The following is a 23,296-nucleotide window of genomic DNA, read 5'->3' on the forward strand; positions in this document are numbered from 1 at the left end:
AAACGCCATAACCTATGCCGGAGCGCAAAGGTCTTCACGCGGTCGTGCACACCGTTTGCCGCGCCGACATCGGAAGGACGCCAAATCGACTCAATTCAAATCGAGGTTCCCTGACGCTGGGCTTACGCGGAGCTGATTCCGATGCCGAACGTTCAGGTCGACCATTCCCTGTTGGTCCCCTCGATTCTGCCCACCGACATCCCCGATCTCAGCGACGACGAATGCCTCGCGTTGCTCGCGCGCGGCCGGCTCGCCGTCGCGATCGAATAGGGCGCAAAGGCGTCAGGCCTGCGTCGACCGGCCCGAGGCTGCCGCCTTCGGGGCAATCGCCATGTTGCGTTTTGGCGAGGCATGTTCCAAAGATGCCGCCACGTTTTTCCCGCGGCGCCGTCCGCATTCCAGGGTTCCCTAATGTCCGGTTTTGCGACCGCGCGCCAAAAGATGGTCGATGGCCAGGTGCGCACCAGCGACGTCACCGATCGCCGTATCCTCGATGCCATGCTCGCGGTTCCACGCGAGGCTTTCGTCCCCGCAAGCCGGCAGGCGCTGGCCTACCTCGACCTGGACCTCGACGTGGCCGAAGGCGGATCGGCCAAGCGATATCTGATCAAGCCGGCGCTCACCGCCAAGCTGCTGCAGGCGGCCGAGATCGGCGAAGCTGATCGTGTCCTGGTGGTCGGCTGCGCCACCGGCTACGTCGCGGCCCTTGCCGCGCGGCTCGCTGGGCAAGTCACGGCTACGGAAAGCGATTCAGCGCTCGCCGCAAAAGCGAAGAGCAATCTGGCCGCCCTGGGATTTGCCAATGTGACGTGCGCAGCAGCGCCCTGTGAAGAGGGGGATCCGGCGGCCGCTCCCTACGATGTGATCATCGTGAACGGGGCGACCGAAGTGACGCCCAGCGGGCTCTTCGAGCAGCTCAAGGAGGGCGGTCGGTTGGTCGGCGTGTCGGCCGAGACGACGCCCCAGCGGGCCGTGATCGTGACCCGCGCTCACGGCGAATTTGGCCACCGCGCGCTGTTCGACGCCGCAGCCCCGGTCCTTCCCGGCCTTGCGCGGGCGCCCGCCTTCGTCTTCTGACGGGATGGAACCCGTTAAAAATACCGTTCTGAATCAGAAGTGTGGCAGGGATGCTGCACGTGAAGAGTTTCCGCTGCGAACAACCGTCGGGTAGTTCCGTCCGGCTTGCCCCCGTCCTATGGTGCGCCGGGGGCAATGACTCTCTGTCACCCGGCTCGCGGGCACGAGCCGGCGATAAGAATGAAACGGAATATCTGGATGCATGGGGTGAAGCTCTTCACCGGAGCTGCGGTTTCGGTCCTCCTGATGGCGCTTGCCGGGCCGACTCCTGCCTTGGCGGAGACGATCGAAGGTGCGCTGGTGCGCGCCTATCAGGACAATCCGCAGCTCAACGCGCAGCGCGCATTTGTCCGTTCGACGGACGAAAACGTGCCGCAGGCATTGTCCGGATATCGCCCCAAAGTCTCGGTGACTGCGAGCGTCGGCACTCAGTATCTGCACACCGACTCGACGGCGGCTAGTAACAGTGGCCTCGTGATACACACGCTCACGAGTGGAAATAATGCGCCGCGCGCTGCCGGTCTCACCGTGACGCAGACACTATTCAACGGCAACCAGACCGGTAACCGGACCCGGGCCGCGGAGAATCAGGTTTCCGGCGCTCGCGAGGGATTGCGCAATCTCGAGCAGCAGGTGCTGTTCTCGGCGGCGCAGGCCTATATGGACTATCTGCGCGATTCGGCGACGGTCGAGGTCAACAAGAGCAACGTACGGGTGCTCGAGCAGACGCTCAAGCAGACCCGAGATCGCTTCAACGTCGGCGAAGTCACCAGAACCGACGTGGCACAGTCGGAAGCGCAACTGGCCGCGGGGCGAACTCTCGAGCAGCAATCCGAAGCCACTCTGACGGCGACGCGAGCGACCTATCGGCGCATCATCGGCATCGAGCCGATCAATCTTGCGCCGGGCTCACCGGTGGATCGCCTGCTGCCGCAATCACTGCCTAGGGCGGTCGAGCTTACGCTCATCCAAAACCCGACCGTGACAGCGGCGATGTTCGGGATCGATGTCGCCTTCATGAATCTGAAGGTGAACGAAGGCGCGTTGCTGCCGACGGTCACGTTCCAGGCCTCGGTCAATCAAGCCTATGAACAAACTCTGATCACTCCAAGCACGTTCAGCGCTGCCGCCATCGCGCAGGCCTCGATGCCACTGTATCAAGGCGGCGCCGAATATGCGCTGATCAGGCAGTCCAAGGAGTCGCTGGCGCAGCAGCGCCTCACGCTCGATCAAACGCGCGACCAGGCTCGGTCCGACACCGTATCTGCCTGGGGCCAGCTCGAAGCGTCCAAGGCGCAGGTGCAATCGGCGCAGGCCCAGGTGACGGCATCGGAGATCGCATTGAACGGTGTGCGCGAGGAGGCGAAGGCCGGCCAACGCACCACGCTCGACGTTCTCAACGCACAGCAGGCGCTGGTCAACGCCCGCATCAACCTCGTGAATGCGCAGCACGATCGTGTCGTGAACTCCTATCGCGTTCTCAGCTCGGTCGGCCGCCTGTCGCCGATCGTGCTCGGCCTGAAGACCAACGTCTACGATCCCAGCGTGCATTACCACCAGGTGCGCGATAGCTGGGCCGGCGTACGCACGCCCGACGGACGCTGATCTCCGCGCTCAAGGCATGATCCGCAATCTAAAGCGCGATGAAGATTCATCGCGCTTTAGATTGGCGTCGCCACATCGCGATGCTGCCTTGCGGTTTGCTTGCAATCGTCAAACGCCCTGACATAGCCTTTCACTGAGATGAGGGCGCGATTCGCGCCGCATCTCATGTTGTTTGCGTAGGGCTTCGGTGACGTGGGCAGGGGCGCACCGCCGCGCAGTGAGTCGCAATCGCCTGATCTGGGGACAAGTCAGGCGGTCGCGGCGAAAATGTCGAGCCACCCATTCGGAACCGGTCAATCCTGTCGTGCTTGGTGTAAAACAACGCATGCGAGGGCGTTGATGATGTGGAGTCGGAGATGACGCAGCCTGCAAAGGTGCAAGAACCCTCGATGGAGGAGATTCTGGCCTCGATCCGGCGCATCATTGCCGACGATGAGGCCAAGCCGCCGCCGACCGAGAAGGCCGCCGAACCTACCAAGCCCGCAGCCGCGCCGGCGCCCAAGCCGTCCGCGATGAACGACATTCCGCCGTCCAAGATCGCGCCGACCAAGCCTGTCGCCGAAAAAACTGCTGCGCCACCACCGGCTGCAAAGCCCGCAGCACCGCCGCCTGCGCCGGCCGCAAGCAACAACCAGGACGATATCGACGCGCTGCTGGCGGGGCTGGACGAGGCGACCCCCGCGCCCGAGGTGCGGGCGCCGGAACCCGAGCCCGAGCCCGACGTGCTCGAGCTGACCGACGAGATGGCGGTTGAAACGCCCGCGCCTCCACCACCGAGCTTTCGCAAGGTCGAACCGGGCGACGATGTCGAATTCGCCGAGGCTGCAGCGCCGTCTTTCCGGCCAGCTCCTCCGCCCCCATCCTACCAGCCGGTCGATTTCAATGCGCCGCCGCTGCCGCCGCAGCAGCCGATCCTAGCCCAGACGACGATCTCGGCCGTCGAGTCCGCCTTCAATTCCCTGGCCCATACCGTCCTGAGCTCGAATGCGCGCACACTGGAGGATCTGGTCAAGGAGATGCTGCGGCCGATGCTGAAATCCTGGCTCGACGACAACCTGCCGGGCCTCGTTGAACGCATCGTGAAGGCGGAAATCGAGCGGGTCTCGCGCGGCGGCCGCTAAGGCGCCGGGCCGCGCGGTCCTGATAAAGCCCTGCTTCTATGACCCATTCGGCCTGGCGACCGGGCCGGAAAGCCGTTTTGCCGCCGGGCCTTCCATAGACCTTTCCATTGACACTTTCCGTTGACTTGGCCCCCGTGCACGGCTTTTTAGCAGCCCCATGATCGAGAAAAACTACCAGCCCGCCGATATCGAAGCCCGCATGTCCGTCGTCTGGGAGGACAGCCTTGCCTTCAAGGCTGGCCGCCCCGACCGGCGCGAGGCCACCCCCTTCACCATCGTGATCCCGCCGCCGAACGTGACGGGCTCGCTGCACATGGGCCACGCGCTCAACAACACGCTTCAGGACGTGCTGTGCCGCTTCGAGCGAATGCGCGGCCGCGACGTGCTGTGGCAGCCCGGTACCGACCATGCCGGTATCGCGACGCAGATGGTGGTCGAGCGGCAGTTGATGGAGCGGCAGCAGCCCGGCCGCCGCGAGATGGGCCGCGAGAAATTTTTGGAGCGGGTCTGGGAGTGGAAGGCCGAGAGCGGCGACACCATCATCAACCAGCTCAAGCGGCTCGGCGCGTCCTGCGACTGGTCGCGCGAGCGCTTCACCATGGACGAGGGCCTGTCGAAGGCCGTCATCAAGGTGTTCGTCGAGCTGCATCGCGATGGCCTGATCTACAAGGACAAGCGCCTGGTCAACTGGGACCCGAAGCTGCTCACCGCGATCTCCGATCTCGAGGTGCAGCAGGTCGAGGTCAAGGGCAGCCTCTGGTATCTGCGCTATCCGATCGAGGGCAAAACCTTCAGCCCTGACGATCCCGCGAGCTTCATCGTCGTCGCCACCACACGCCCGGAGACCATGCTGGGCGATACCGGCGTTGCCGTGCATCCCGAGGACGAGCGCTACCAGAAGCTCGTCGGCAAGCACGTGATTCTGCCGCTCGTCGGCCGCAAGATCAAAATCGTCGCCGACGACTATTCCGATCCCGAGAAGGGCTCGGGCGCGGTGAAGGTGACGCCGGCGCACGACTTCAACGACTTCGAGGTCGGCAGGCGCCATGGCCTGCGCCAGATCAGCGTGCTCGACAAGGAAGGCTGTCTCGACCTCGTCGACAATGAGGATTACCTGCGCGACCTGCCCGAAGGTGCATCGCAATTCGCCGAGGAATTCAACGACGTCGAGCGCTTCGCCGCGCGCAAGCGCATCGTCGAGCGGCTGGAGGCGTTCGGCTTCATCGAGCGCATTGAGCCGCACACCCATATGGTGCCGCATGGCGACCGTTCCGGCGTCGTGATCGAGCCCTTCCTCACCGACCAGTGGTATGTCGACGCCAAGACGCTGGCAAAGCCCGCCATCGCTGCGGTGCGGAGCGGCGCGACGACCTTCGTGCCCAAGAACTGGGAAAAGACCTATTACGAGTGGATGGAGAACATCCAGCCCTGGTGCATCTCGCGTCAGCTCTGGTGGGGCCATCAGATCCCGGCCTGGTACGGGCCGGACGGCAAGGTGTTCGTCGCCGAGACCGAGGAGGAGGCCGTCAGCCACGCGCTCGGCTATTACGTCGAGCAGGAGGTCATCACGCCGGAGCAGGGGCGCGAGATGGCACTCGACCGAAACAAGCGCGAAAGCTTCATCACCCGCGACGAGGACGTGCTCGACACCTGGTTCTCCTCGGCGCTGTGGCCGTTCTCCACCCTCGGCTGGCCCGACGATACGCCGGAGGTGAAGCGCTACTACCCGACCGACGTGCTGGTTACCGGCTTCGACATCATCTTCTTCTGGGTCGCCCGGATGATGATGATGGGCCTTCACTTCATGAAGGAGGTGCCGTTCTCGACCGTCTACATCCACGCCCTTGTCCGCGACGAGAAGGGCGCCAAGATGTCGAAGTCGAAGGGCAACGTCATCGATCCCCTGCACCTGATCGACGAATACGGCGCCGACGCGCTGCGCTTCACGCTGGCGGCGATGGCGGCGCAAGGCCGCGACATCAAGCTCGCCACCAGCCGCGTCGAAGGCTATCGCAATTTCGCGACCAAGCTCTGGAACGCCTGCCGCTTCGCGGAGATGAACCAGTGCGTCGTGCCGGAAGGTTTTGAGCCCGCGAAAGCGACGCAGACTCTGAACCGCTGGATCGCGCACGAGACCGCGCACACCACGCGCGAGGTGACGGAAGCGATCGAAGCCTATCGCTTCAACGACGCGGCGGGCGCGATCTACCGCTTCGTCTGGAACGTCTATTGCGACTGGTATGTCGAGCTCGCAAAGCCCGTGCTGCTCGGCCCGGATGGTCCTGCGAAGGCCGAGACCCGCGCGATGGTCGCCTGGGCGCGCGACGAGATTCTGAAGTTGCTGCACCCCTTCATGCCCTTCATCACCGAAGAGCTGTGGGAGGTGACCGCCAAGCGCGAGGGGTTGCTGACGCTCGAGTCTTGGCCGCTGAAGTCCGCTGGCCCGACGGCGGAAGAGCTCGCGATGGTCGCCGCATCGATGCCGAATGACGGGGCTTTCATTTCCCCGATCGTGCTGCCGATCTTCGATCATGCCGACTTCACCGATCCTGCGGCGGAAGCCGAGATCGGCTGGGTGATCGACCTGGTCACGCAGATCCGTTCCGTGCGCGCCGAGATGAACATCACGCCGGCGACGCTGACGGCGCTGGTGCTGGCCGGAGCCTCCGCCGAGACGAAGGAGCGCGCGCCGCGCTGGGCCGACGTCATCAAGCGCCTGGCGCGGCTCTCGGACATCTCCTTCGCCGATCGCGCGCCCGACGGTGCCGTGCAGATCCTGGTGCGCGGCGAGGTCGCAGCGCTCCCGCTGAAGGGCGTGGTCGATCTCGCAGCTGAGCGCGTGCGTCTCGACAAGGAGATCGCCAAGGCTGACGCCGACATCAAGCGCGCCGAGTCCAAGCTGGCGAACGAGAAATTCGTCGCCAATGCGGCCGAAGAGGTCGTCGAGGAGGAGCGCGAAAAGCGCGAGGCCGCGCTGGCGCGAAAGGCGAAGCTGCTTGAGGCGCTGGAGCGGTTGAAGCAGGTGTCGTGAGGCCCGTTCAGGCGCTACGCGGAAACGGCTTGCTCAGGAATTTCGAGCCGGTGACGCCGTAGCGCCAGGGCAACTCGACCGCCTTGGTGAGGCCGATCCGGATGCCGGTCGCGACCACCATTTTGTCGGTGCGCGCATGCAGCGCAATCGGCGGGCGGTCGAGGGGCAGGGCGTTATGCGCGATCGTGATGCCGAGCGCCTCCGTCAGCTTGCCCGGCCCCGAACACAGCGCATGCACGTCGACCAGATGCCGGCGGCGGCGCATCGCGGCAATCCCATGCGTCGGCTCCAGCGCGCGTATCAGGACGGCGCTGGCCGAGCCTTCCTCCTCGCAGACGAAATTCACGCACCAGTGGATGCCGTAGGAGCGGTAGACGTAGGCAAAGCCGGGCGGACCGAACATCACCTGGTTCCGCGGCGTCGGCCCGCGATAGGAGTGCGCTGCCGGGTCGGTATGATGATAGGCCTCGACCTCCACGATGATGCCGCCGACGCCGTTCACCAGCAATGTGGCACCGATCAGGTCGGGGGCGACCTCGTGGACGCTGCGCGCGAAGAAGTCGCGCTTCAGCGGCTTGCCCAGTGCGGCCCTGGAGGGTTTCGATTTTGGAGCCATTCGAGGTGAGAATCGCTAGACGACAGAGCAGGATATTGCCCATATCTGCCATGTTCCCTGAAGCGGCGCGAGCCGGGTTGCGGCTAACGGCGATACCGACTAGGTAGGACCTGAACAGGCCGGACACCCCATGGTCGTTATTGTCGATACCATCACCAACCCGCTGCGCCCGCGTCACCCGGAAAAAGTGAACCGGCCTGATGCTGCTTCACCGCCGAAACCGGACTGGATCCGCGTGCGCGCGCCCAACACCCGCGGCTATGCCGACACCCGCAACATCGTGCGTGCCAACGGCCTGCATACGGTGTGCGAGGAGGCGGGCTGCCCGAACATCGGCGAGTGCTGGGACAAGAAGCACGCCACATTCATGATCATGGGCGACACCTGCACCCGCGCGTGCGCCTTCTGTAACGTCAAGACCGGCCTGCCAAACCCGCTCGATGCGGCCGAGCCGGAGCATGTCGCCGAGGCGACCGCCAAGCTTGGGCTTGCCCATGTCGTCATCACGTCTGTCGACCGCGACGATCTCGCCGACGGCGGCGCTGAGCATTTTGCCAGGACGATCCGCGCGATCCGTGCTGCCTGTCCCTCGACGACGATCGAGATCCTGACACCCGACTTCCTGCGCAAGGAGGGGGCGCTCGAGGTCGTCGCCGCAGCCAAGCCCGACGTCTTCAACCACAACCTCGAGACCGTGCCGTCGCGTTACCTGACGGTGAGGCCCGGCGCGCGTTATTTCCATTCGATCCGGCTGTTGCAGCGGGTGAAGGAGATCGATCCCACGATCTTCACCAAGTCCGGCATCATGGTCGGCCTCGGCGAGGAGCGACACGAGGTGCTCCAGGTGATGGACGATCTGCGCTCGGCCGAGGTCGACTTCCTGACCATCGGGCAATATCTCCAGCCGACCCGCAAGCACCACGCCGTGATGCGTTACGTGCCGCCAGACGAGTTCGCGTCCTACGAGAAGGTGGCCTACACCAAGGGCTTTCTGATGGTGTCGGCAAGCCCGCTCACCCGTTCGTCGCATCATGCCGGCGAAGATTTCGCGAGACTGAAGGCAGCGCGGGCCTCGATCGCCCGCTGACGTCATATGCATCGAGTGTCGAGCAAGCACCGCGTCAACCACAGCGCGCCAGAGATGTTTGATCTGGTCGCCGATGTCGAGCGCTACCCGGAATTCGTGCCGCTGTGCAGCGCGCTGAAGGTGCGCCAGCGGGTTGCAAAACCCGACGGCACGGAGGTGCTGGTCGCCGACATGACGGTGTCGTTCAAGCTGGTCAAGGAATCCTTCACCAGCCGCGTGACGCTCGACCGCGCCAATCTGAAGATCCTGGTCGAATATCTGCAGGGTCCCTTCAGCAACCTCGAAAACCGGTGGACCTTCGAGCCGAAGGGCGAGGGCGTCTGCGACGTCGGCTTTTTCCTGTCCTACGAGTTCAAGAGCCGCATGCTCGCGATACTGATGGGCTCGATGTTCGACGCCGCGTTTGCGCGTTTTTCCACCGCGTTCGAGAAGCGGGCGGACGCGATCTACGGCCGGTCGAAGCTGGCATCGTCATAAGCCTCGCCGCACGCATATCCCTCTTCCAATTCGGTATGCTTGCCATCGGGTCAGGCGAGACGCAGCGCCTGCCGCAACGTGAGCGCCAGTCCAGCGGGGTTGTCGGAAGCCATCCCGTGTCCGGCCTTCGGGACGATGCCGATATTAACCCCCTGTTGCTGTAGCTGCCTCGGATCGGCGCTATTCGGCAAAGAGGTCTCCCCAAAGATCACGGTTCTTGGAATCGACAGCCCGCGCAGCACTTCGCGCCACGTCGGCTCGCTGCCGGCGACAAGCGATCTCGCCCCCCGATGAACTGCGAAAGGTGCGCTCACGGCAAGTGATGCAGCCCAGGCATGATTCCTCTCGATTCTGGACGCTCGCACCAGGTGGTCGTGGCCATGAGCAACATAGTCAGCCTCGGACATGGCCGCGATCTTGCCGCTCACGATGCCGCCCCCCGGATCAAGATTGGGCTCGCTCAGAACGAGGGACCGGATGCGCTCTCCCAGCAGACTTGCGGCCACGATCGCCACGGATCCGCCCATGCTATGGCCAAAGAGATCGATGGCCTCCGGCGCGATTGCCTCCACGAATTCCACGACGCTGCGCGCATGGTCTGCGACGGTGTAGCCGAACTCTGCAGGACGATCGCTGAAGCCTGCTCCCAGGAGGTCGACCAGCATGATGCGCCTTCCTGCCAGCGCAGGATCGGACGCCACGACGGGATAGTCGCAGGAGGACGCGCAACCCAATCCATGGATGAAGATCAGTGGCAGTCCGTGCCCAGGGATGTCGTGATAGAGCAGGTTGGCTCCCGTGGCCTTCAGCCGGATCGACTTCATCGGTGCTTTATATCTCAACCGCGCGGCGGTCTTCGTCGTTTCACCGCGCCCCGGCGCGGCGAGCGCGCCACTCGTGTGCGCAGCCGGCTTGCCGCCTCGCGACGCGGCTTTGCGGCAGCTTGCGGGCCGCGGGCGAGGTCCATCAGCATGCGCAGAGCCTCGACGACCGAGCGTAGCCGCACGGCGGTGCGGCCGATCGCGCCAAATCGGTGCTCGCGATGGATGATGCGGCCGTCGCGCGCAGCAGCGGCGAAGTGGACGAGCCCGACCGGCTTGCCGGGCGTGGCACCGCCGGGGCCGGCGATGCCGGTGATGGCGACCGCGAGGTCGACGCCGGCGCGCTCGAGCGCACCCACCGCCATCGCGGTCGCGGTCTCCTTGCTGACGGCACCGAAATTGAGCAGCGTGCTCGCCTCGACGCCGAGCATCGCGCGCTTGGCGTCATTGGAATAGGTGACGAAGCCGCGGTCGATGACGTCGGAGGAGCCCGGGATGTCCGTCAGCGCGCCGGCGACGAGGCCGCCGGTGCAGGACTCTGCGGTCGCGATCGTCAGCTTGCGCATCCGGCACAGATCGAGCAGCGAGCGGGAGAGGGCGCGTGCGTCGCTGCCGCCCATGGCTTACGCGCTCCAGGGCAGGCGGATGGTGGCGCTCGCGGTCGCTGCGATGCCTTCCTCGCGGCCGGTGAAGCCGAGCCGCTCGCTGGTCGTGGCCTTCACCGCGACGCGCGAGATGTCGACGCCCGAGATCTCGGCAATGCGCGCGCGCATGGTGTCGCGCAGGGGACCGATCTTCGGCCGCTCGCAGATCATCGTCACCTCGAGATTGGCGACGCGGCCGCCGCGCATCGTGACGCGCTCGATGGCGTATTTCAGAAACTGGTCGGAGGAGGCACCCTTCCACTTGGGATCGCTCGGCGGGAAGTGCGAACCGATGTCGCCGTCGGCGAGCGCGCCGAGAATGGCGTCAACCAGCGCATGCAGGCCGACATCGCCATCGGAATGGGCGAGGAAACCCTTGCTGTGCGGCACGCGCACGCCGCAGATCATGACGTGGTCGCCTTCGCCGAAGGCATGCACGTCGTAACCGGTCCCGGTCCTGATGTCGCCAAGCTGGCTGGCGAGGCGCGCTTCCTCGCGGACGAAGTCTTCGGGGGTGGTGAGCTTCATGTTTGCAACATCGCCTTCAAAGGTTGCGACCGTCAATCCCGCCCATTCCGCGATCGCCGCATCATCTGTGAAATCAGAGCGTCCGTCCTTCGCCGCGCGACGATGCGCGTCGAGGATGACATCGAAACGAAAGGATTGCGGCGTCTGCGCGATCCGTAAGCGCGCGCGGTCGGGCGTTCCCTCGATCTGGCCGGCGACACCGATCAGCTTGACGGTGTCGTTGACGGGGATCGCGGGGATGGCGGCACCATCGCGGCTCGCGGCTTCGATCGCGCGGGAGATCAAGGCCTGCGAGACAAACGGCCGCGCCGCGTCGTGGATCAACACAAGGTCCGGCTTGTGCGGAGCGAGCGCTTCGAGGCCGGCGAGCACGGAAGCCTGGCGCGTCGCTCCGCCGCTGGTCGGGGGCTCATGGCGCAAACCTTTGACTGCCGCCGTGAACATGGCGCCGTCATCGGGGTTCACCACCGGCTGCACCAGCGCGACATCGGGGTGGTTGCTGAAGGACTCTATGGCGCGAAAGATCACGGGCACGCCACCGATCGCGCGGTATTGCTTCGGGCCACCCGCGCCTGCGCGCAGCCCGCGTCCGGCCGCCACGAGAACAACTGCGGTCCGCTCTGATTTCGCCATAGCGCTTAAATACTCAATTGGTAGTGATGATCGGGGCGAGGGGTAATTTTGGCATGCCTCTAGCACGGTCACCGCGGAAGAACAGTGGTGTTTGCCGGATTGTCAGCAAGCTTTTTGCTGCACTGCACTTGAAAGATTGGAAGATCTGTCTAAACTGTAGGCATGACGCTTGACTGCACAAGAATTGTGCGCAAGATAGGTCATGGCGAGCGCGATGAGGCGCCGCCTTTGAGACGAGACGTCCGTGACCGGCCCGGTAGGAATTGGCGCTAAGCCGTTGAAAATAGGTGATATTGACGTCGCCAACCCGGTCTTCCTGGCGCCCATGTCGGGGGTGACCGATTCCCCCTTCCGGCGGCTGGCCGCGGAGCTTGGGGCAGGTCTCGTCGTGTCCGAAATGACCGCCTCCGATGAGCTCGCCAATGGTCACAGGATGTCGCGGCTGCGCTGCGAGGCGACCGGCCTTGGCCCGCATGTGGTGCAGCTTGCCGGCTGCGAGGCGCACTGGATGGCGGAGGGCGCCCGGATCGCGGAAGCGGAAGGCGCCGACATCATCGACATCAACATGGGCTGCCCGGCCCGCCACGTCACCGGCGGCCAGTCCGGCTCGGCGCTGATGCGCGACCTCGACCATGCCTTGCGCCTGATCGAGGCGACGATCGCGGCTGTGAAGGTTCCGGTCACGCTAAAGATGCGGCTCGGCTGGGACGACCGTACCCGCAACGCGCCGGAGCTGGCGCGGCGCGCCGAGAGCGCCGGCGTCAGGCTCATTACCGTGCATGGCCGCACGCGCTGCCAGTTCTACAAGGGCGAAGCCGATTGGGATGCCGTGCGCGATGTTCGCGCGGCGATTTCGGTTCCGCTAGTCGTCAACGGCGACATCACCGCTTACGACAAGGCCGTGGCAGCATTGGAGGCCTCCGGCGCCGACGCCGTCATGATCGGCCGTGGGGCGCAGGGCCAGCCTTGGCTGCCCGGTCAGATCGGCCGGCGTCTCCAGGGCGGGGCGGAAGAGGCCGCCCCCTCGCTCGGCGAGCAACTCCATTATGTCCGCACACTTTATGAGGGCGTCTGCGAGCTCTATGGTTTGCGCATCGGCCTCAGGCACGCGCGCAAGCATCTCGGCTGGGCGCTCGACGTTGCGGCGCATCTCAGTCGCGCGCCAGCCGAGAAGCTGAAGGGCTGGCGCCAGAGCATCCTCACATCCGAGGATCCGCGTGCCGTTCACCGTTCACTGCAAGACGCCTTCGACGACTTTGCATGGAGCGCTGCTGCATGAGCTCAGCCGCTGAACATCGTCGGCCGCTTCCGTCAAACGGCGACGCAATCCTCGACGCACTGCCCAATCCAGTGCTGCTGATCGGGCCGGACGGCAAGATCATCGACGCCAATATCGCGACCGAGGCGTTCTTCGAGATATCGACCCAGTTCCTCAAGCGCCAGTCGCTGAAGGAGCTGGTGCCGTTCGGCAGCCCGCTGCTGGCGTTGATCGACCAGGTGCGCTCGTCGAATTCACCGATCAACGAATACAAGGTCGATCTGGGCACCCCGCGCATGGGCGGCGACCGCCAGGTCGATCTGCATGTCGCTCCGCTCACCGAACGGCCCGGCTACATCGTGGTGATGCTGCAGGAGCGCACCATTGCCGACAAGATGGACCGCCAGCTGACCCATCGCAGCGCCGCGCGCTCGGTGATCGCGCTCGCCGCGATGCTCGCGCACGAGATCAAGAACCCGCTCTCCGGCATCCGCGGCGCGGCCCAGCTGCTGGAGCAGCAGGCCTCCTCGGAAGATCGCATGCTGACGCGGCTGATCTGCGACGAGGCCGATCGCATCGTGACGCTGGTCGACCGCATGGAAGTGTTCGGCGACGAACGGCCCGTCGTGCGCGGCCCGGTCAACATCCATTCCGTGCTCGACCACGTGAAGCGCCTCGCGCAATCCGGCTTTGCCCGCAACATCCGCTTCATCGAGGACTACGATCCCTCGCTGCCGCCGGTGCTCGCAAACCAGGATCAGCTCATCCAGGTTTTTCTCAACCTGGTGAAGAATGCCGCGGAAGCCCTGATCGACGTGCCCGACGCCGAGATTCAGCTCACCACCGCCTTCCGCCCCGGCGTGCGCCTGTCAGTGCCCGGTCAAAAATCCCGGGTATCACTGCCGCTCGAATTCTGCGTCAAGGACAATGGACCGGGCGTGCCGGACGATCTTCTGCCCAACCTGTTCGATCCCTTCGTGACCACCAAGCAGACAGGCAGTGGCCTCGGCTTGGCGCTGGTCGCAAAAATCATCGGGGATCACGGTGGCATCATCGAATGCGAGTCTCAGCCGCGCAAGACGACCTTCCGCGTGCTGATGCCGATGTACTCGACCTCCATCAAACACGCCGATCAAAGCAGTCGCGCCGACTCTGCCGGGAAGCCGTCGCCTGCGTCACAGGGGGCAAAATGAGGATTGAATATGCCCGCAGGTAGCATTCTCGTTGCCGATGACGATACCGCCATCCGCACGGTTCTTAATCAGGCTCTGTCCCGGGCAGGGTACGAAGTCAGGCTGACCGGCAACGCCGCCACGCTGTGGCGTTGGGTCAGCCAGGGCGAGGGCGATCTTGTGATCACCGACGTGGTGATGCCGGATGAAAACGCTTTCGACCTGTTGCCGCGCATCAAGAAGATGCGGCCGAACCTGCCGGTCATCGTGATGAGCGCGCAGAACACGTTCATGACCGCGATCCGGGCCTCCGAGCGCGGGGCTTACGAATATCTGCCAAAACCCTTCGACCTGAAGGAGCTGATCGCGATCGTCGGCCGCGCGCTGGCCGAGCCGAAGGAGCGGACCTCGAGCCCGGACGAAGACGCGGAGATGGAAGCGATTCCGCTCGTCGGCCGCTCGCCGGCGATGCAGGAGATCTACCGCGTGCTCGCGCGTCTCATGCAGACTGACCTGACCGTGATGATCACGGGCGAGTCCGGCACCGGCAAGGAGCTGGTGGCGCGCGCGCTGCACGACTACGGCAAGCGCCGCAACGGTCCGTTCGTGGCCGTCAACATGGCGGCGATCCCGCGCGACCTCATTGAATCCGAACTGTTCGGCCATGAGCGCGGCGCGTTCACCGGCGCCAACACCCGTGCCTCCGGCCGCTTCGAGCAGGCCGAGGGCGGCACGCTGTTCCTCGACGAGATCGGCGACATGCCGATGGAAGCACAGACGCGCCTGTTGCGCGTGCTCCAGCAGGGCGAATATACCACCGTCGGCGGCCGCACCCCGATCAAGACCGACGTCCGCATCGTTGCAGCCTCCAACAAGGATCTGCGCGTCCTGATCCAGCAGGGGCTGTTCCGCGAGGACCTGTTCTTCCGCCTCAACGTCGTGCCGCTGCGGTTGCCACCCTTGCGCGAGCGCATCGAGGATCTGCCCGATCTCGTGCGTCACTTCTTTGCACTCGCCGAAAAGGACGGCCTGCCGCCGAAGAAGCTCGACGCACTGGCACTGGAGCGGATGAAGCAGCACCGTTGGCCCGGCAACGTGCGCGAGCTCGAAAACCTCGCGCGGCGCCTCGCTGCTCTCTATCCGCAGGACGTCATCACGGGCTCCGTCATCGACGGCGAGCTCGCACCACCCACGATCAGCCCGGGTGCGGCGGTCCAGCAGGGCGTCGACAATCTCGGCGGAGCCGTAGAGGCGTATCTGTCCACGCACTTCCAGGGCTTCCCAAACGGCATGCCGCCGCCCGGCCTCTATCACCGCATCCTCAAGGAGATCGAGGTCCCGCTGCTTACGGCTGCGCTTGCCGCCACCCGAGGCAACCAGATCCGCGCCGCCGACCTTCTCGGCCTCAACCGCAACACGCTGCGCAAGAAGATCCGGGACCTGGATATCCAGGTCTATCGGAGCGGGGGCTAGAGCCGCGTCCACCCCTGTCATTCCGTGGCGATGCGTTAGCATCGAACCCGGAATCTCGAGATTCCGGGTTCGGTCCTACAGACCGCCCCCGGAATGACTGTGGATGCGCCTGTCCGCCGCGGTGGACACGCCGCGGAATTGTCGCAATTCGGCAACAATGTGATATGAATGCATCAGTATCCGTGATCCACGGATCCCCGTTTTCAGCATCACCATTGCCGGAATGACCAGCGAAGATAGTTCGGGCGCAGCCTTTGATACGTCTCCAACCGCAGAAGCCCGGCGCTGGTCGCCGCGCCGCTGGTTGGCGCCGTTCGCCGTCATGCTGGCGCTGCTCTCGGCGTTCCTGACCTTCGTCGTCCTGACCGGGCTGACCCGTATCGAGCCGACGCCTGACGTCGTCAGGTCGTTCCTGATGATCAACGCCGGCACCATACTGCTCCTGGTCGGCATCATCGTCCACGAGATCTGGCAGATGATCCAGGCGCGCCGGCGGGGGCGGGCGGCGGCGCGGCTGCATTTCCAGATCGTGGGGCTGTTTTCGGTGATCGCCGTGCTGCCGGCGGTGCTGGTCGCGATCGTCGCCAACGTCACCATCGAGCGCGGCCTCGACCGGCTGTTCTCCGGGCCGACCAAGGAGGTGATCCAGAACTCGCTGACGATCGCGCTCGCCTATATGCAAGATCATGCGCAGCTCATTCGCGGCGACATTCTGGGAATGGCCAACGACATCGCGCACGCCCGCCCGCTCTATGACCAGGACCGGCGGTCGTTTCGCGAACTGCTGACGGCGAGCGCCGGCTCCCGGAACCTGCCGGGCGCGATGATCATCGACAAGAATACCAACATCCTTGAATCGGCAGACACCGGCATCCGGCTCGCCTATTCGCCTCCAGCTCCGGAGTTCCTGAGCAATGTCGGTGAGAGCGAGCCGGAAATCGCTGTGCTGCCGGAGAACAATTACGTGGCGGCCGTGATCCGGCTCCGCGCCTTCAACGACACCTTCCTCTATGTTGCCCGTCAGCTCGACCCTCGCGTCGTGGCACAGGTCAAGCAGACACAGCTGGGTGTCGCCGAATATGCGCAGATTGAATCGCGCAGACTTGGCATTCAAGTCGCGTTTGCGCTGATGTTCGCGGTGATCGCGCTGACCATCCTGATGGCCTCGGTGCTGATTGGCCTCAACTTCGCCAACTGGCTGGTGGCGCCGATCAGGCGGCTGATGAACGCGGCCCATACGGTTTCGACCGGCGATCTCCACGTCCAGGTCCCCGTGCACAAATCGGAAGGCGATCTCGCCCAGTTGGGCGAGACCTTCAACAAGATGACGCAGGAACTCCGCAGCCAACGCGACGAGCTCGTCAGCGCCAGCGACCTGATCGACAGCCGTCGCCGCTTCATCGAGGCCGTGCTGTCCTCGGCCTCTGCCGGCATCATCGGCGTCGACGCCTCCGGCAGCGTCGGTATCCTGAACCGCTCCGCGGAGAAGCTGATCGGGCACGCCGAGTCCGAGACGCTCGGCCATCCCTTGTCGGAGGTGCTGCCCGAGCTCGACGACATGATGAAGACCGCGCGGGAAGGCACCCAGCGGCTGGTGCAGGGGCAGATCACCATCATGCGCGACGGGCAGGAGCGCAACCTGTCGGTCCGCGTCAGCGCGGAGAAGACCAGCCAGCCGCGCGACAGCTACATCATCACGCTCGACGACATCACCGAGCTCGTTTCGGCGCAGCGCACCTCGGCCTGGGGTGACGTGGCGCGTCGCATCGCGCACGAGATCAAGAACCCGCTGACGCCGATCCAGCTCTCCGCCGAGCGCATCCGCCGCAAATTCGGCAAGACCATCACCGAGGAGAAGGACAAGTCGATCTTCGACCAGTGCACCGATACCATCGTGCGCCAGGTCGACGACATCAGACGCATGGTCGACGAGTTCTCGCGCTTTGCGCGCATGCCAAAACCGGTGATGGAAGGCGAGGACGTCGTCGACACCGTGCGGCAGGCGGTGTTCCTGATGAAGGTCGCGCACCCGGAGCTCGACATCGAGACCACTTTCAAGCAAGACCCGCTGCGCGCGCAATTCGACCGCCGGCTGATCTCGCAGGCCGTCACCAACATCGTCAAGAACGCGACGGAAGCGATCGAACAGGTCCCCCCGGAGGAGCTCGGCAAGGATGGTGGAAAGGGCCGCATCGATGTCGTGGTCTCGCGCGAAGCCCAGGACGTGCTGATCGACGTCGTCGACAACGGTATCGGCCTGCCCAAGGTCGCGCGCTCGCGGCTGCTCGAGCCTTACGTCACGACGCGAGCCAAGGGCACGGGCCTCGGCCTTGCGATCGTCGGCCGCGTCCTCGAAGACCATGGCGGGCGCATCGAGTTGAAGGACGCCTCCGATTTTCGGGAAGGCCAGCGCGGCGCCTGGATGCGGATGCGTTTTGCGATCTCGGGCCATGCCAACACCGTCGAGGTGAAGGACGCGGCTCAGAAGGCCCGGGAAACAGCCAAAGAACCGAACACAAAGGCGCCGGCCGCCGAAACCAAAGAGCCGGCAGAAACGACTAATGATGCAACAAGAATCAAAGCCTCAACGGGCAACTGACAGAGCGGGCGCAACCCATGGCAAATGAAATTCTGATTGTCGATGATGAGGCCGATATTCGAGATCTCGTCGCGGGCATTTTGGAAGATGAGGGTTTCGTCACCAGGACCGCGCGCGACAGCGACTCTGCCCTCGCGGAGATCGCCAATCGCAGGCCGCATCTGGTGTTCCTCGACATATGGCTGCAAGGCTCCAAGCTCGACGGCTTGCAGCTGCTCGAGCAGGTCAAGAAGGACAATGTCGACCTGCCGGTCGTGATGATTTCCGGCCACGGTAACATCGAGACCGCGGTCGCCGCGATCAAGCGCGGCGCATATGATTTCATCGAGAAGCCGTTCAAGGCCGACCGCCTGATCCTGGTGGCGACGCGCGCGCTGGAAAACTCGCGGCTGAAGCGCGAGGTGAGGGAGCTCAAGCAGCTCGCCCCGACCGCGAGCCAGCTCGTCGGCCGCTCGCCCAGCATGAACCAGCTCCGCCAGACCATCGAGCGCGCAGCCAAGGCCAACAGCCGCATCCTGATCGTCGGCCCCGCTGGCGCCGGCAAGGAGTTGACCGCGCGGACGCTGCATGCGGCCTCGGGTCGCGCGGACGGGCCCTTCGTCGTGATCAATGCGGCGGCGATCACGCCGGAGCGGATGGAGCACGAGCTGTTCGGCGTCGAGCAGTCCAATGGCGAGCAGCCGCGCAAGTCGGGCGCGCTCGAAGAGGCTCATGGCGGCACGTTGTTCATCGACGAGATTGCCGACATGCCGCGCGAGACCCAGAACAAGATTTTGCGCGTGCTGGTCGAGCAGTCGTTCCAGCGCGTCGGCGGCACCGGCAAGGTGCAGGTCGACGTGCGCATCATCTCCTCGACCGCCCGCAACCTCGAGGAGGAGATCGCAGCCGGCACTTTCCGCGAGGATCTCTATCACCGCCTCTCGGTGGTCCCGATCCGCGTGCCCGCGCTCTCCGAACGGCGCGAGGACATTCCGGAGTTGATCGACTATTTCATGGACCAGATCTCGGCAGCCACGGGGCTGCCCAAGCGCCAGATCGGCCAGGATGCGATGGCGGTGCTCCAGTCCCACGTCTGGCCCGGCAACGTCCGTCAGCTCCGCAACAACGTTGAGAGAGTCATGATTCTCGCCGCCGGCGGTCCGGAGGTGATCATCACCGCCGACATGCTGCCGCAGGACGTCGGCTCGATGGTCCCGGCGATGCCGACCAGCAACAATGGCGAGCACATCATGGGCCTGCCGCTGCGCGAGGCGCGGGAGGTCTTCGAACGCGACTATTTGATTGCCCAGATCAGTCGTTTTTCAGGAAATATTTCTCGCACGGCCGAGTTCGTTGGCATGGAGCGTTCGGCACTACACCGGAAGTTGAAGGCGCTCGGCGTCGGTTGAGCCGCGTCCGATCGGCCACACATTCATAATATCGAAGGAAAATCATCGATTTCCGTAGTTTTTCGGAGGATTTGGATGCGGGCTGCCGCGTGAAGCGGCTTGCCTAATAAGCGTACCTGTCTTCTAATCCTTTCGCCGACCCTCCGAGGGGGATCTCATGAGGGAAGGCAACCGGGAGTGGCCCACATCACAGAAGAAGGCCGCGACCGGTCGGACTATCCAAACAACAAGAAACTCAAAGCGAGATAACAAAAATGGCGGCAGACCGCGCACAAAACCTACAAGACACCTTCCTTAATCACGTTCGCAAAACCAAGACGCCACTGACGATCTTTCTGGTCAACGGAGTAAAGCTGCAGGGAATTGTGACCTGGTTCGACAATTTCTGTCTGCTGCTCCGGCGCGACGGTCACTCGCAGCTCGTCTACAAGCATGCGATCTCGACTATCATGCCCGGCGCTCCGATCCAGCTGTTCGAAGGCGGCGAGGATCAGCCGGCTTGAGAGTGATCTGATTGGAACCCCGGAATTTCGACGGGGGCGCTGACCGTCCGCGGTCGGCTGGGGCTGGACAGACAGGGCGGGTGATCGTCATCGGCCCCTATATGCGTGTGCGCGCCGGCGGAGCCGACGCGCAATCGGAGAGCCATGTCCTGCGCGATGCCGAGGCACGGCTCGAAGAGGCCGCCGGCCTTGCGCGCGCCATCGACCTCGAGATCGCAGATAGCCTGGTCGCGCCGATCAGCCAGATCCGTCCCGCGACCTATCTCGGCAAGGGCAAGGTCGAGGAGATCACCGGGCTGATCAAGAGCCTCGAGGTCGAGCTCGTGGTGATGGACTGTGCGCTCTCGCCGATCCAGCAGCGCAATCTCGAGAAAGCCTGGAACGCCAAGGTGCTCGATCGCACCGGCCTGATCCTGGAGATCTTCGGCCGCCGCGCCAAGACCAAGGAGGGCGCGCTCCAGGTCGAGCTCGCGCATCTCAACTACCAACGTTCACGCCTGGTGCGGTCCTGGACCCATCTCGAACGCCAGCGCGGCGGCTTCGGCTTCATGGGCGGTCCGGGCGAGACGCAGATCGAGGCCGACCGACGGCTCATCTCCGAGCGCATTTCCAGGCTCGAGAACGAATTGAAGAAGGTGCAGGCGACGCGGCGGCTGCACCGCGCCGGCCGCCAGCGCGTGCCGTACCGCGTCGTCGCGCTGGTCGGCTACACCAACGCCGGCAAGTCGACGCTGTTCAACCGCCTGACCCGCGCCGACGTGCAGGCAGCCGACATGCTGTTTGCGACACTCGATCCGACCTTGCGCGCGCTCAACCTGCCGCATGGCGGCAAGGCAATGCTGTCGGACACCGTCGGCTTCATTTCCAACCTGCCGACCCAGCTCGTGGCGGCCTTCCGTGCCACGCTGGAGGAGGTGCTGGAGGCCGACGTCATCCTGCACGTTCGCGACATCTCGCATGAGGATGCCGAGGCGCAGCAGAGCGATGTCGACGCCGTGTTGCGCCAGCTCGGCATCAACCCCGACGACTCCGGCCGCATCATCGAAGTCTGGAACAAGGTCGACCGGTTTGATTCCGGACAGCGCGAGGAGCTGCAGAACATCGCTGCGCGCAGACCATCGGATCATCCCGCGATGCTGGTCTCGGCCGTGTCGGGCGAGGGGATCGACACACTCCTCACCGCGATCGAGGAGCGGCTGGCGGCAAAACGCACCACGCTCGATCTCTCCATCGACGCCGCCGACGGCGCCGGCATCTCCTGGCTGCATCGCAATTCCGAGGTGCTGGCGAAAGAGCTGCACGACGGCCGCTTCGACATGACCGTGCGGGTGGATGAGACCAAGCGGGACATCGTCGTGAATCGCTTCGACGCCGTGCCGCATCACGCCGCGTAGGCACGACCGCGAATAGCGCGTAGCCCGGATTACGCTTGCGCTCCATCCGGGTTACAGCAGCGGCGTTACCGGCGGGCTTCCTTGCGTCTATCGTCTGCAGGCTTCTCCTCCGCTTTCGCCGCGTTCCACAGAACGTCCATCTCCTCAAGCGAGGCCTGCTCCAGCGTGCGTCCCTTCGCCTCCAGCGCACGCTCGATGTAAGCAAAACGGCGCTCGAACTTCGCGTTGGTCGCGCGCAGCGCGGTTTCCGGATCGGCGTCGACATGACGGGCGAGGTTGACGACGGCAAACAGGAGATCGCCGGTTTCCTCGGCCAGTTCCTCTTTGTCGTTGCGGTCGAGCGCGGCTTCGATCTCGTCAGCTTCCTCGCGGATCTTCTTCAGCACCGCTCGCGGATCGTTCCAATCGAAGCCGACGGTGGAGGCCTTGCGCTGCAAAGCCATCGCGCGGGTGAGCGCAGGCAGGCCGGCCTTGACGCTTGCCAGCAGTGATCTGTGCAGCGTTTCCTCCGGCGGCCGACGCGCGGCGCGCTCGGCCTTCTCCTCGGCCTTGATGCGCTCCCACGCGCTCTTGACGCCAGCGGGCTGGATGTTGCCGTCCTTGTCGGCAAAGACGTGCGGATGGCGGCGGATCATCTTCCGCGTGATCGCCTCGACCACGTCGCCGAACGCAAACGCGTTCTCTTCCTCCGCCATGCGCGCGTGATAGACGACCTGGAGCAGGAGATCGCCGAGCTCCTCGCGGAGATCGTCGAAATCGCCACGCCCGATCGCGTCGGCGACCTCATAGGCCTCCTCGATCGTGTAGGGCGCGATCGTCGCAAAATTCTGCTCGAGGTCCCAGGGACAGCCGGTGACCGGCGTGCGTAGAGTCGCCATGATATCGATCAGGCGTGAAATGTCGCGGGAAGGGGTCATTGCGGGCCAAATCTCCTCAATGTCGGCTTTATGCCGCAAGCGGCCCGGCGTTCCCAGCACAACGCCGTGAAATGAGCCGATTTCCACCGATTGGCGGCGCCAGCACGCGATGCTAAATCGCGCCCATGAGCGAATATTATTCGTCCGAAACCGCCCTGGTGCTGTTCTCCGGCGGCCAGGATTCCACCACCTGCCTCGCCTGGGCCCTGAGCCGCTTTGCGCGGGTGGAGACGCTGGGCTTCGACTACGGCCAGCGCCATGCCGTCGAGCTCGCCTGCCGCGAGCACCTCGTCGGTGGCCTGAAGCGCTTGCATCCCGATTGGGCGGCCAAGCTGGGGGAGAGCCACACGCTCTCGATCCCGACGCTGGCCGCTGTGTCGGAGACGGCGCTGACGCGCGACGTCGAAATCGCGATGGGCTCCGACGGCCTGCCCAACACGTTCGTGCCTGGCCGCAATTTGGTGTTCCTGACCTTTGCCGCCGCGCTCGCCTACCGGCGCGGCATCACCCATATCGTCGGCGGCATGTGCGAGACGGATTACTCGGGCTATCCCGACTGTCGCGACGAGACCATCCGCGCGATGCAGACCGCGCTCTCGCTCGGCATGGCGCGGACGTTCGATCTGCATACGCCCTTGATGTGGATCGACAAGGCCGCGACCTGGCAGCTCGCGCATGAGCTTGGCGGCGATGGCCTCGTCGACCTCATCCGCGCGCAGTCCCACACCTGCTATCTTGGCGAACGCGGCGCGCAGCATGACTGGGGCTATGGCTGCGGCGAGTGTCCCGCGTGCAGCCTGCGCGCGAAGGGATGGTCGGAGTACGTTGCGCGAAAGTGACGCCATTATCTCGGTGTCATCATCCGCGAAAGCGGATGATCCAGATGCTATGGGGTAAGCGGCGACTGGGGTAAGCGGCGGTGAGGGTGTGGACACCCCTCGAACGCCGTGAT

Annotated in this window: 20 protein-coding genes; 15 read left to right on the forward strand and 5 right to left on the reverse strand. The window is 64.6% G+C overall.

Annotated elements, in window-relative coordinates; genetic code table 11:
• Nucleotides 1–141 precede the first annotated feature (141 nt).
• The 5 genes from SO139_RS19860 to SO139_RS19880 all read left to right on the forward strand — a co-directional run bounded on the left by SO139_RS19860 (nt 142) and on the right by SO139_RS19880 (nt 6,834).
• Entirely contained in the window at nt 142–270 is a 129-nt protein-coding gene (locus SO139_RS19860) for a hypothetical protein (RefSeq protein WP_498540419.1), read from the forward strand.
• Nucleotides 271–411: 141 nt separating this feature from the next.
• Nucleotides 412–1,077 carry a protein-L-isoaspartate O-methyltransferase family protein gene (locus tag SO139_RS19865; protein ID WP_449383800.1) on the forward strand — a complete coding sequence of 222 codons (666 nt, stop codon included), beginning with the start codon at nt 412–414 and terminating at the stop codon, nt 1,075–1,077.
• A 198-nt stretch (nt 1,078–1,275) separates the two neighbouring features.
• Nucleotides 1,276–2,682 carry a TolC family outer membrane protein gene (locus SO139_RS19870; protein WP_449383816.1) on the forward strand — a complete coding sequence of 469 codons (1,407 nt, stop codon included), beginning with the start codon at nt 1,276–1,278 and terminating at the stop codon, nt 2,680–2,682.
• 356 nt (nt 2,683–3,038) lie between these two features.
• Nucleotides 3,039–3,803: a PopZ family protein gene (locus SO139_RS19875; RefSeq protein WP_449383801.1), complete on the forward strand. Its 765-nt coding sequence runs from the start codon at nt 3,039–3,041 to the stop codon at nt 3,801–3,803.
• A 157-nt stretch (nt 3,804–3,960) separates the two neighbouring features.
• Nucleotides 3,961–6,834: a valine--tRNA ligase gene (locus SO139_RS19880; RefSeq protein ID WP_449383802.1), complete on the forward strand. Its 2,874-nt coding sequence runs from the start codon at nt 3,961–3,963 to the stop codon at nt 6,832–6,834.
• 7 nt (nt 6,835–6,841) lie between these two features.
• On the opposite strand, the gene SO139_RS19885 is transcribed toward SO139_RS19880, so the two are convergent.
• Nucleotides 6,842–7,450, reverse strand: a complete 609-nt coding sequence (locus tag SO139_RS19885) for a DNA-3-methyladenine glycosylase (protein WP_449383803.1) — start codon at nt 7,448–7,450, stop codon at nt 6,842–6,844.
• 130 nt (nt 7,451–7,580) lie between these two features.
• Here SO139_RS19885 and lipA point away from each other — a divergent pair, with 130 nt between their 5' ends.
• Both lipA and SO139_RS19895 read left to right on the forward strand, forming a co-directional pair.
• Nucleotides 7,581–8,537: a lipoyl synthase gene (gene lipA, locus SO139_RS19890; RefSeq protein WP_449383804.1), complete on the forward strand. Its 957-nt coding sequence runs from the start codon at nt 7,581–7,583 to the stop codon at nt 8,535–8,537.
• A gap of 6 nt (nt 8,538–8,543) precedes the next feature.
• Nucleotides 8,544–9,014 (forward strand): type II toxin-antitoxin system RatA family toxin, encoded by a 471-nt coding sequence (locus SO139_RS19895; RefSeq protein WP_449383805.1) that lies wholly within the window; start codon nt 8,544–8,546, stop codon nt 9,012–9,014.
• 50 nt (nt 9,015–9,064) lie between these two features.
• Here the strand turns inward: SO139_RS19895 and SO139_RS19900 are convergent, their stop codons facing one another.
• The 3 genes from SO139_RS19900 to SO139_RS19910 are packed head-to-tail and all read right to left on the reverse strand — an operon-like array spanning nt 9,065 to nt 11,640.
• On the reverse strand, nt 9,065–9,838 hold the full coding sequence (locus tag SO139_RS19900; RefSeq protein ID WP_449383806.1) for an alpha/beta fold hydrolase: 774 nt from the start codon (nt 9,836–9,838) through the stop codon (nt 9,065–9,067).
• Between the two features lie 14 nt (nt 9,839–9,852).
• Nucleotides 9,853–10,455, reverse strand: coding sequence for a CinA family protein (locus SO139_RS19905; RefSeq protein WP_449383807.1), 603 nt, complete (start codon nt 10,453–10,455; stop codon nt 9,853–9,855).
• Nucleotides 10,456–10,458: 3 nt separating this feature from the next.
• On the reverse strand, nt 10,459–11,640 hold the full coding sequence (locus SO139_RS19910; protein WP_449383808.1) for a bifunctional 2-C-methyl-D-erythritol 4-phosphate cytidylyltransferase/2-C-methyl-D-erythritol 2,4-cyclodiphosphate synthase: 1,182 nt from the start codon (nt 11,638–11,640) through the stop codon (nt 10,459–10,461).
• A 277-nt stretch (nt 11,641–11,917) separates the two neighbouring features.
• Between SO139_RS19910 and dusB the strand changes: the two genes are divergently transcribed.
• The 7 genes from dusB (at nt 11,918) to hflX (ending at nt 21,427) form a co-directional block, all read left to right on the forward strand.
• Entirely contained in the window at nt 11,918–12,919 is a 1,002-nt protein-coding gene (gene dusB / locus SO139_RS19915) for a tRNA dihydrouridine synthase DusB (RefSeq protein WP_449383817.1), read from the forward strand.
• Complete coding sequence (locus SO139_RS19920) at nt 12,916–14,091, forward strand: two-component system sensor histidine kinase NtrB (protein WP_449383809.1); 1,176 nt, start codon at nt 12,916–12,918, stop codon at nt 14,089–14,091. Before dusB ends, SO139_RS19920 begins: the two co-directional genes overlap by 4 nt.
• Nucleotides 14,092–14,100: 9 nt before the next feature.
• A complete protein-coding gene (ntrC, locus tag SO139_RS19925; RefSeq protein ID WP_449383810.1) occupies nt 14,101–15,543 on the forward strand; it encodes a nitrogen regulation protein NR(I) in 1,443 nt (480 codons plus the stop codon).
• 223 nt (nt 15,544–15,766) lie between these two features.
• Complete coding sequence (locus tag SO139_RS19930; RefSeq protein ID WP_449383811.1) at nt 15,767–18,142, forward strand: sensor histidine kinase NtrY-like; 2,376 nt, start codon at nt 15,767–15,769, stop codon at nt 18,140–18,142.
• A gap of 17 nt (nt 18,143–18,159) precedes the next feature.
• Nucleotides 18,160–19,530: a nitrogen assimilation response regulator NtrX gene (ntrX, locus tag SO139_RS19935; protein WP_449383812.1), complete on the forward strand. Its 1,371-nt coding sequence runs from the start codon at nt 18,160–18,162 to the stop codon at nt 19,528–19,530.
• A gap of 254 nt (nt 19,531–19,784) precedes the next feature.
• On the forward strand, nt 19,785–20,033 hold the full coding sequence (gene hfq / locus SO139_RS19940; RefSeq protein WP_007591126.1) for an RNA chaperone Hfq: 249 nt from the start codon (nt 19,785–19,787) through the stop codon (nt 20,031–20,033).
• 11 nt (nt 20,034–20,044) lie between these two features.
• Nucleotides 20,045–21,427: a GTPase HflX gene (gene hflX, locus SO139_RS19945; protein WP_449383813.1), complete on the forward strand. Its 1,383-nt coding sequence runs from the start codon at nt 20,045–20,047 to the stop codon at nt 21,425–21,427.
• A gap of 65 nt (nt 21,428–21,492) precedes the next feature.
• Here hflX and mazG read toward each other — a convergent pair whose 3' ends face one another.
• Nucleotides 21,493–22,344, reverse strand: coding sequence for a nucleoside triphosphate pyrophosphohydrolase (mazG, locus tag SO139_RS19950; RefSeq protein WP_449383814.1), 852 nt, complete (start codon nt 22,342–22,344; stop codon nt 21,493–21,495).
• A 125-nt stretch (nt 22,345–22,469) separates the two neighbouring features.
• Here mazG and queC point away from each other — a divergent pair, with 125 nt between their 5' ends.
• Nucleotides 22,470–23,183: a 7-cyano-7-deazaguanine synthase QueC gene (gene queC / locus SO139_RS19955; protein WP_449383815.1), complete on the forward strand. Its 714-nt coding sequence runs from the start codon at nt 22,470–22,472 to the stop codon at nt 23,181–23,183.
• Nucleotides 23,184–23,296 lie beyond the last annotated feature (113 nt).

Source organism: Bradyrhizobium sp. UFLA05-89, assembly GCF_059803475.1.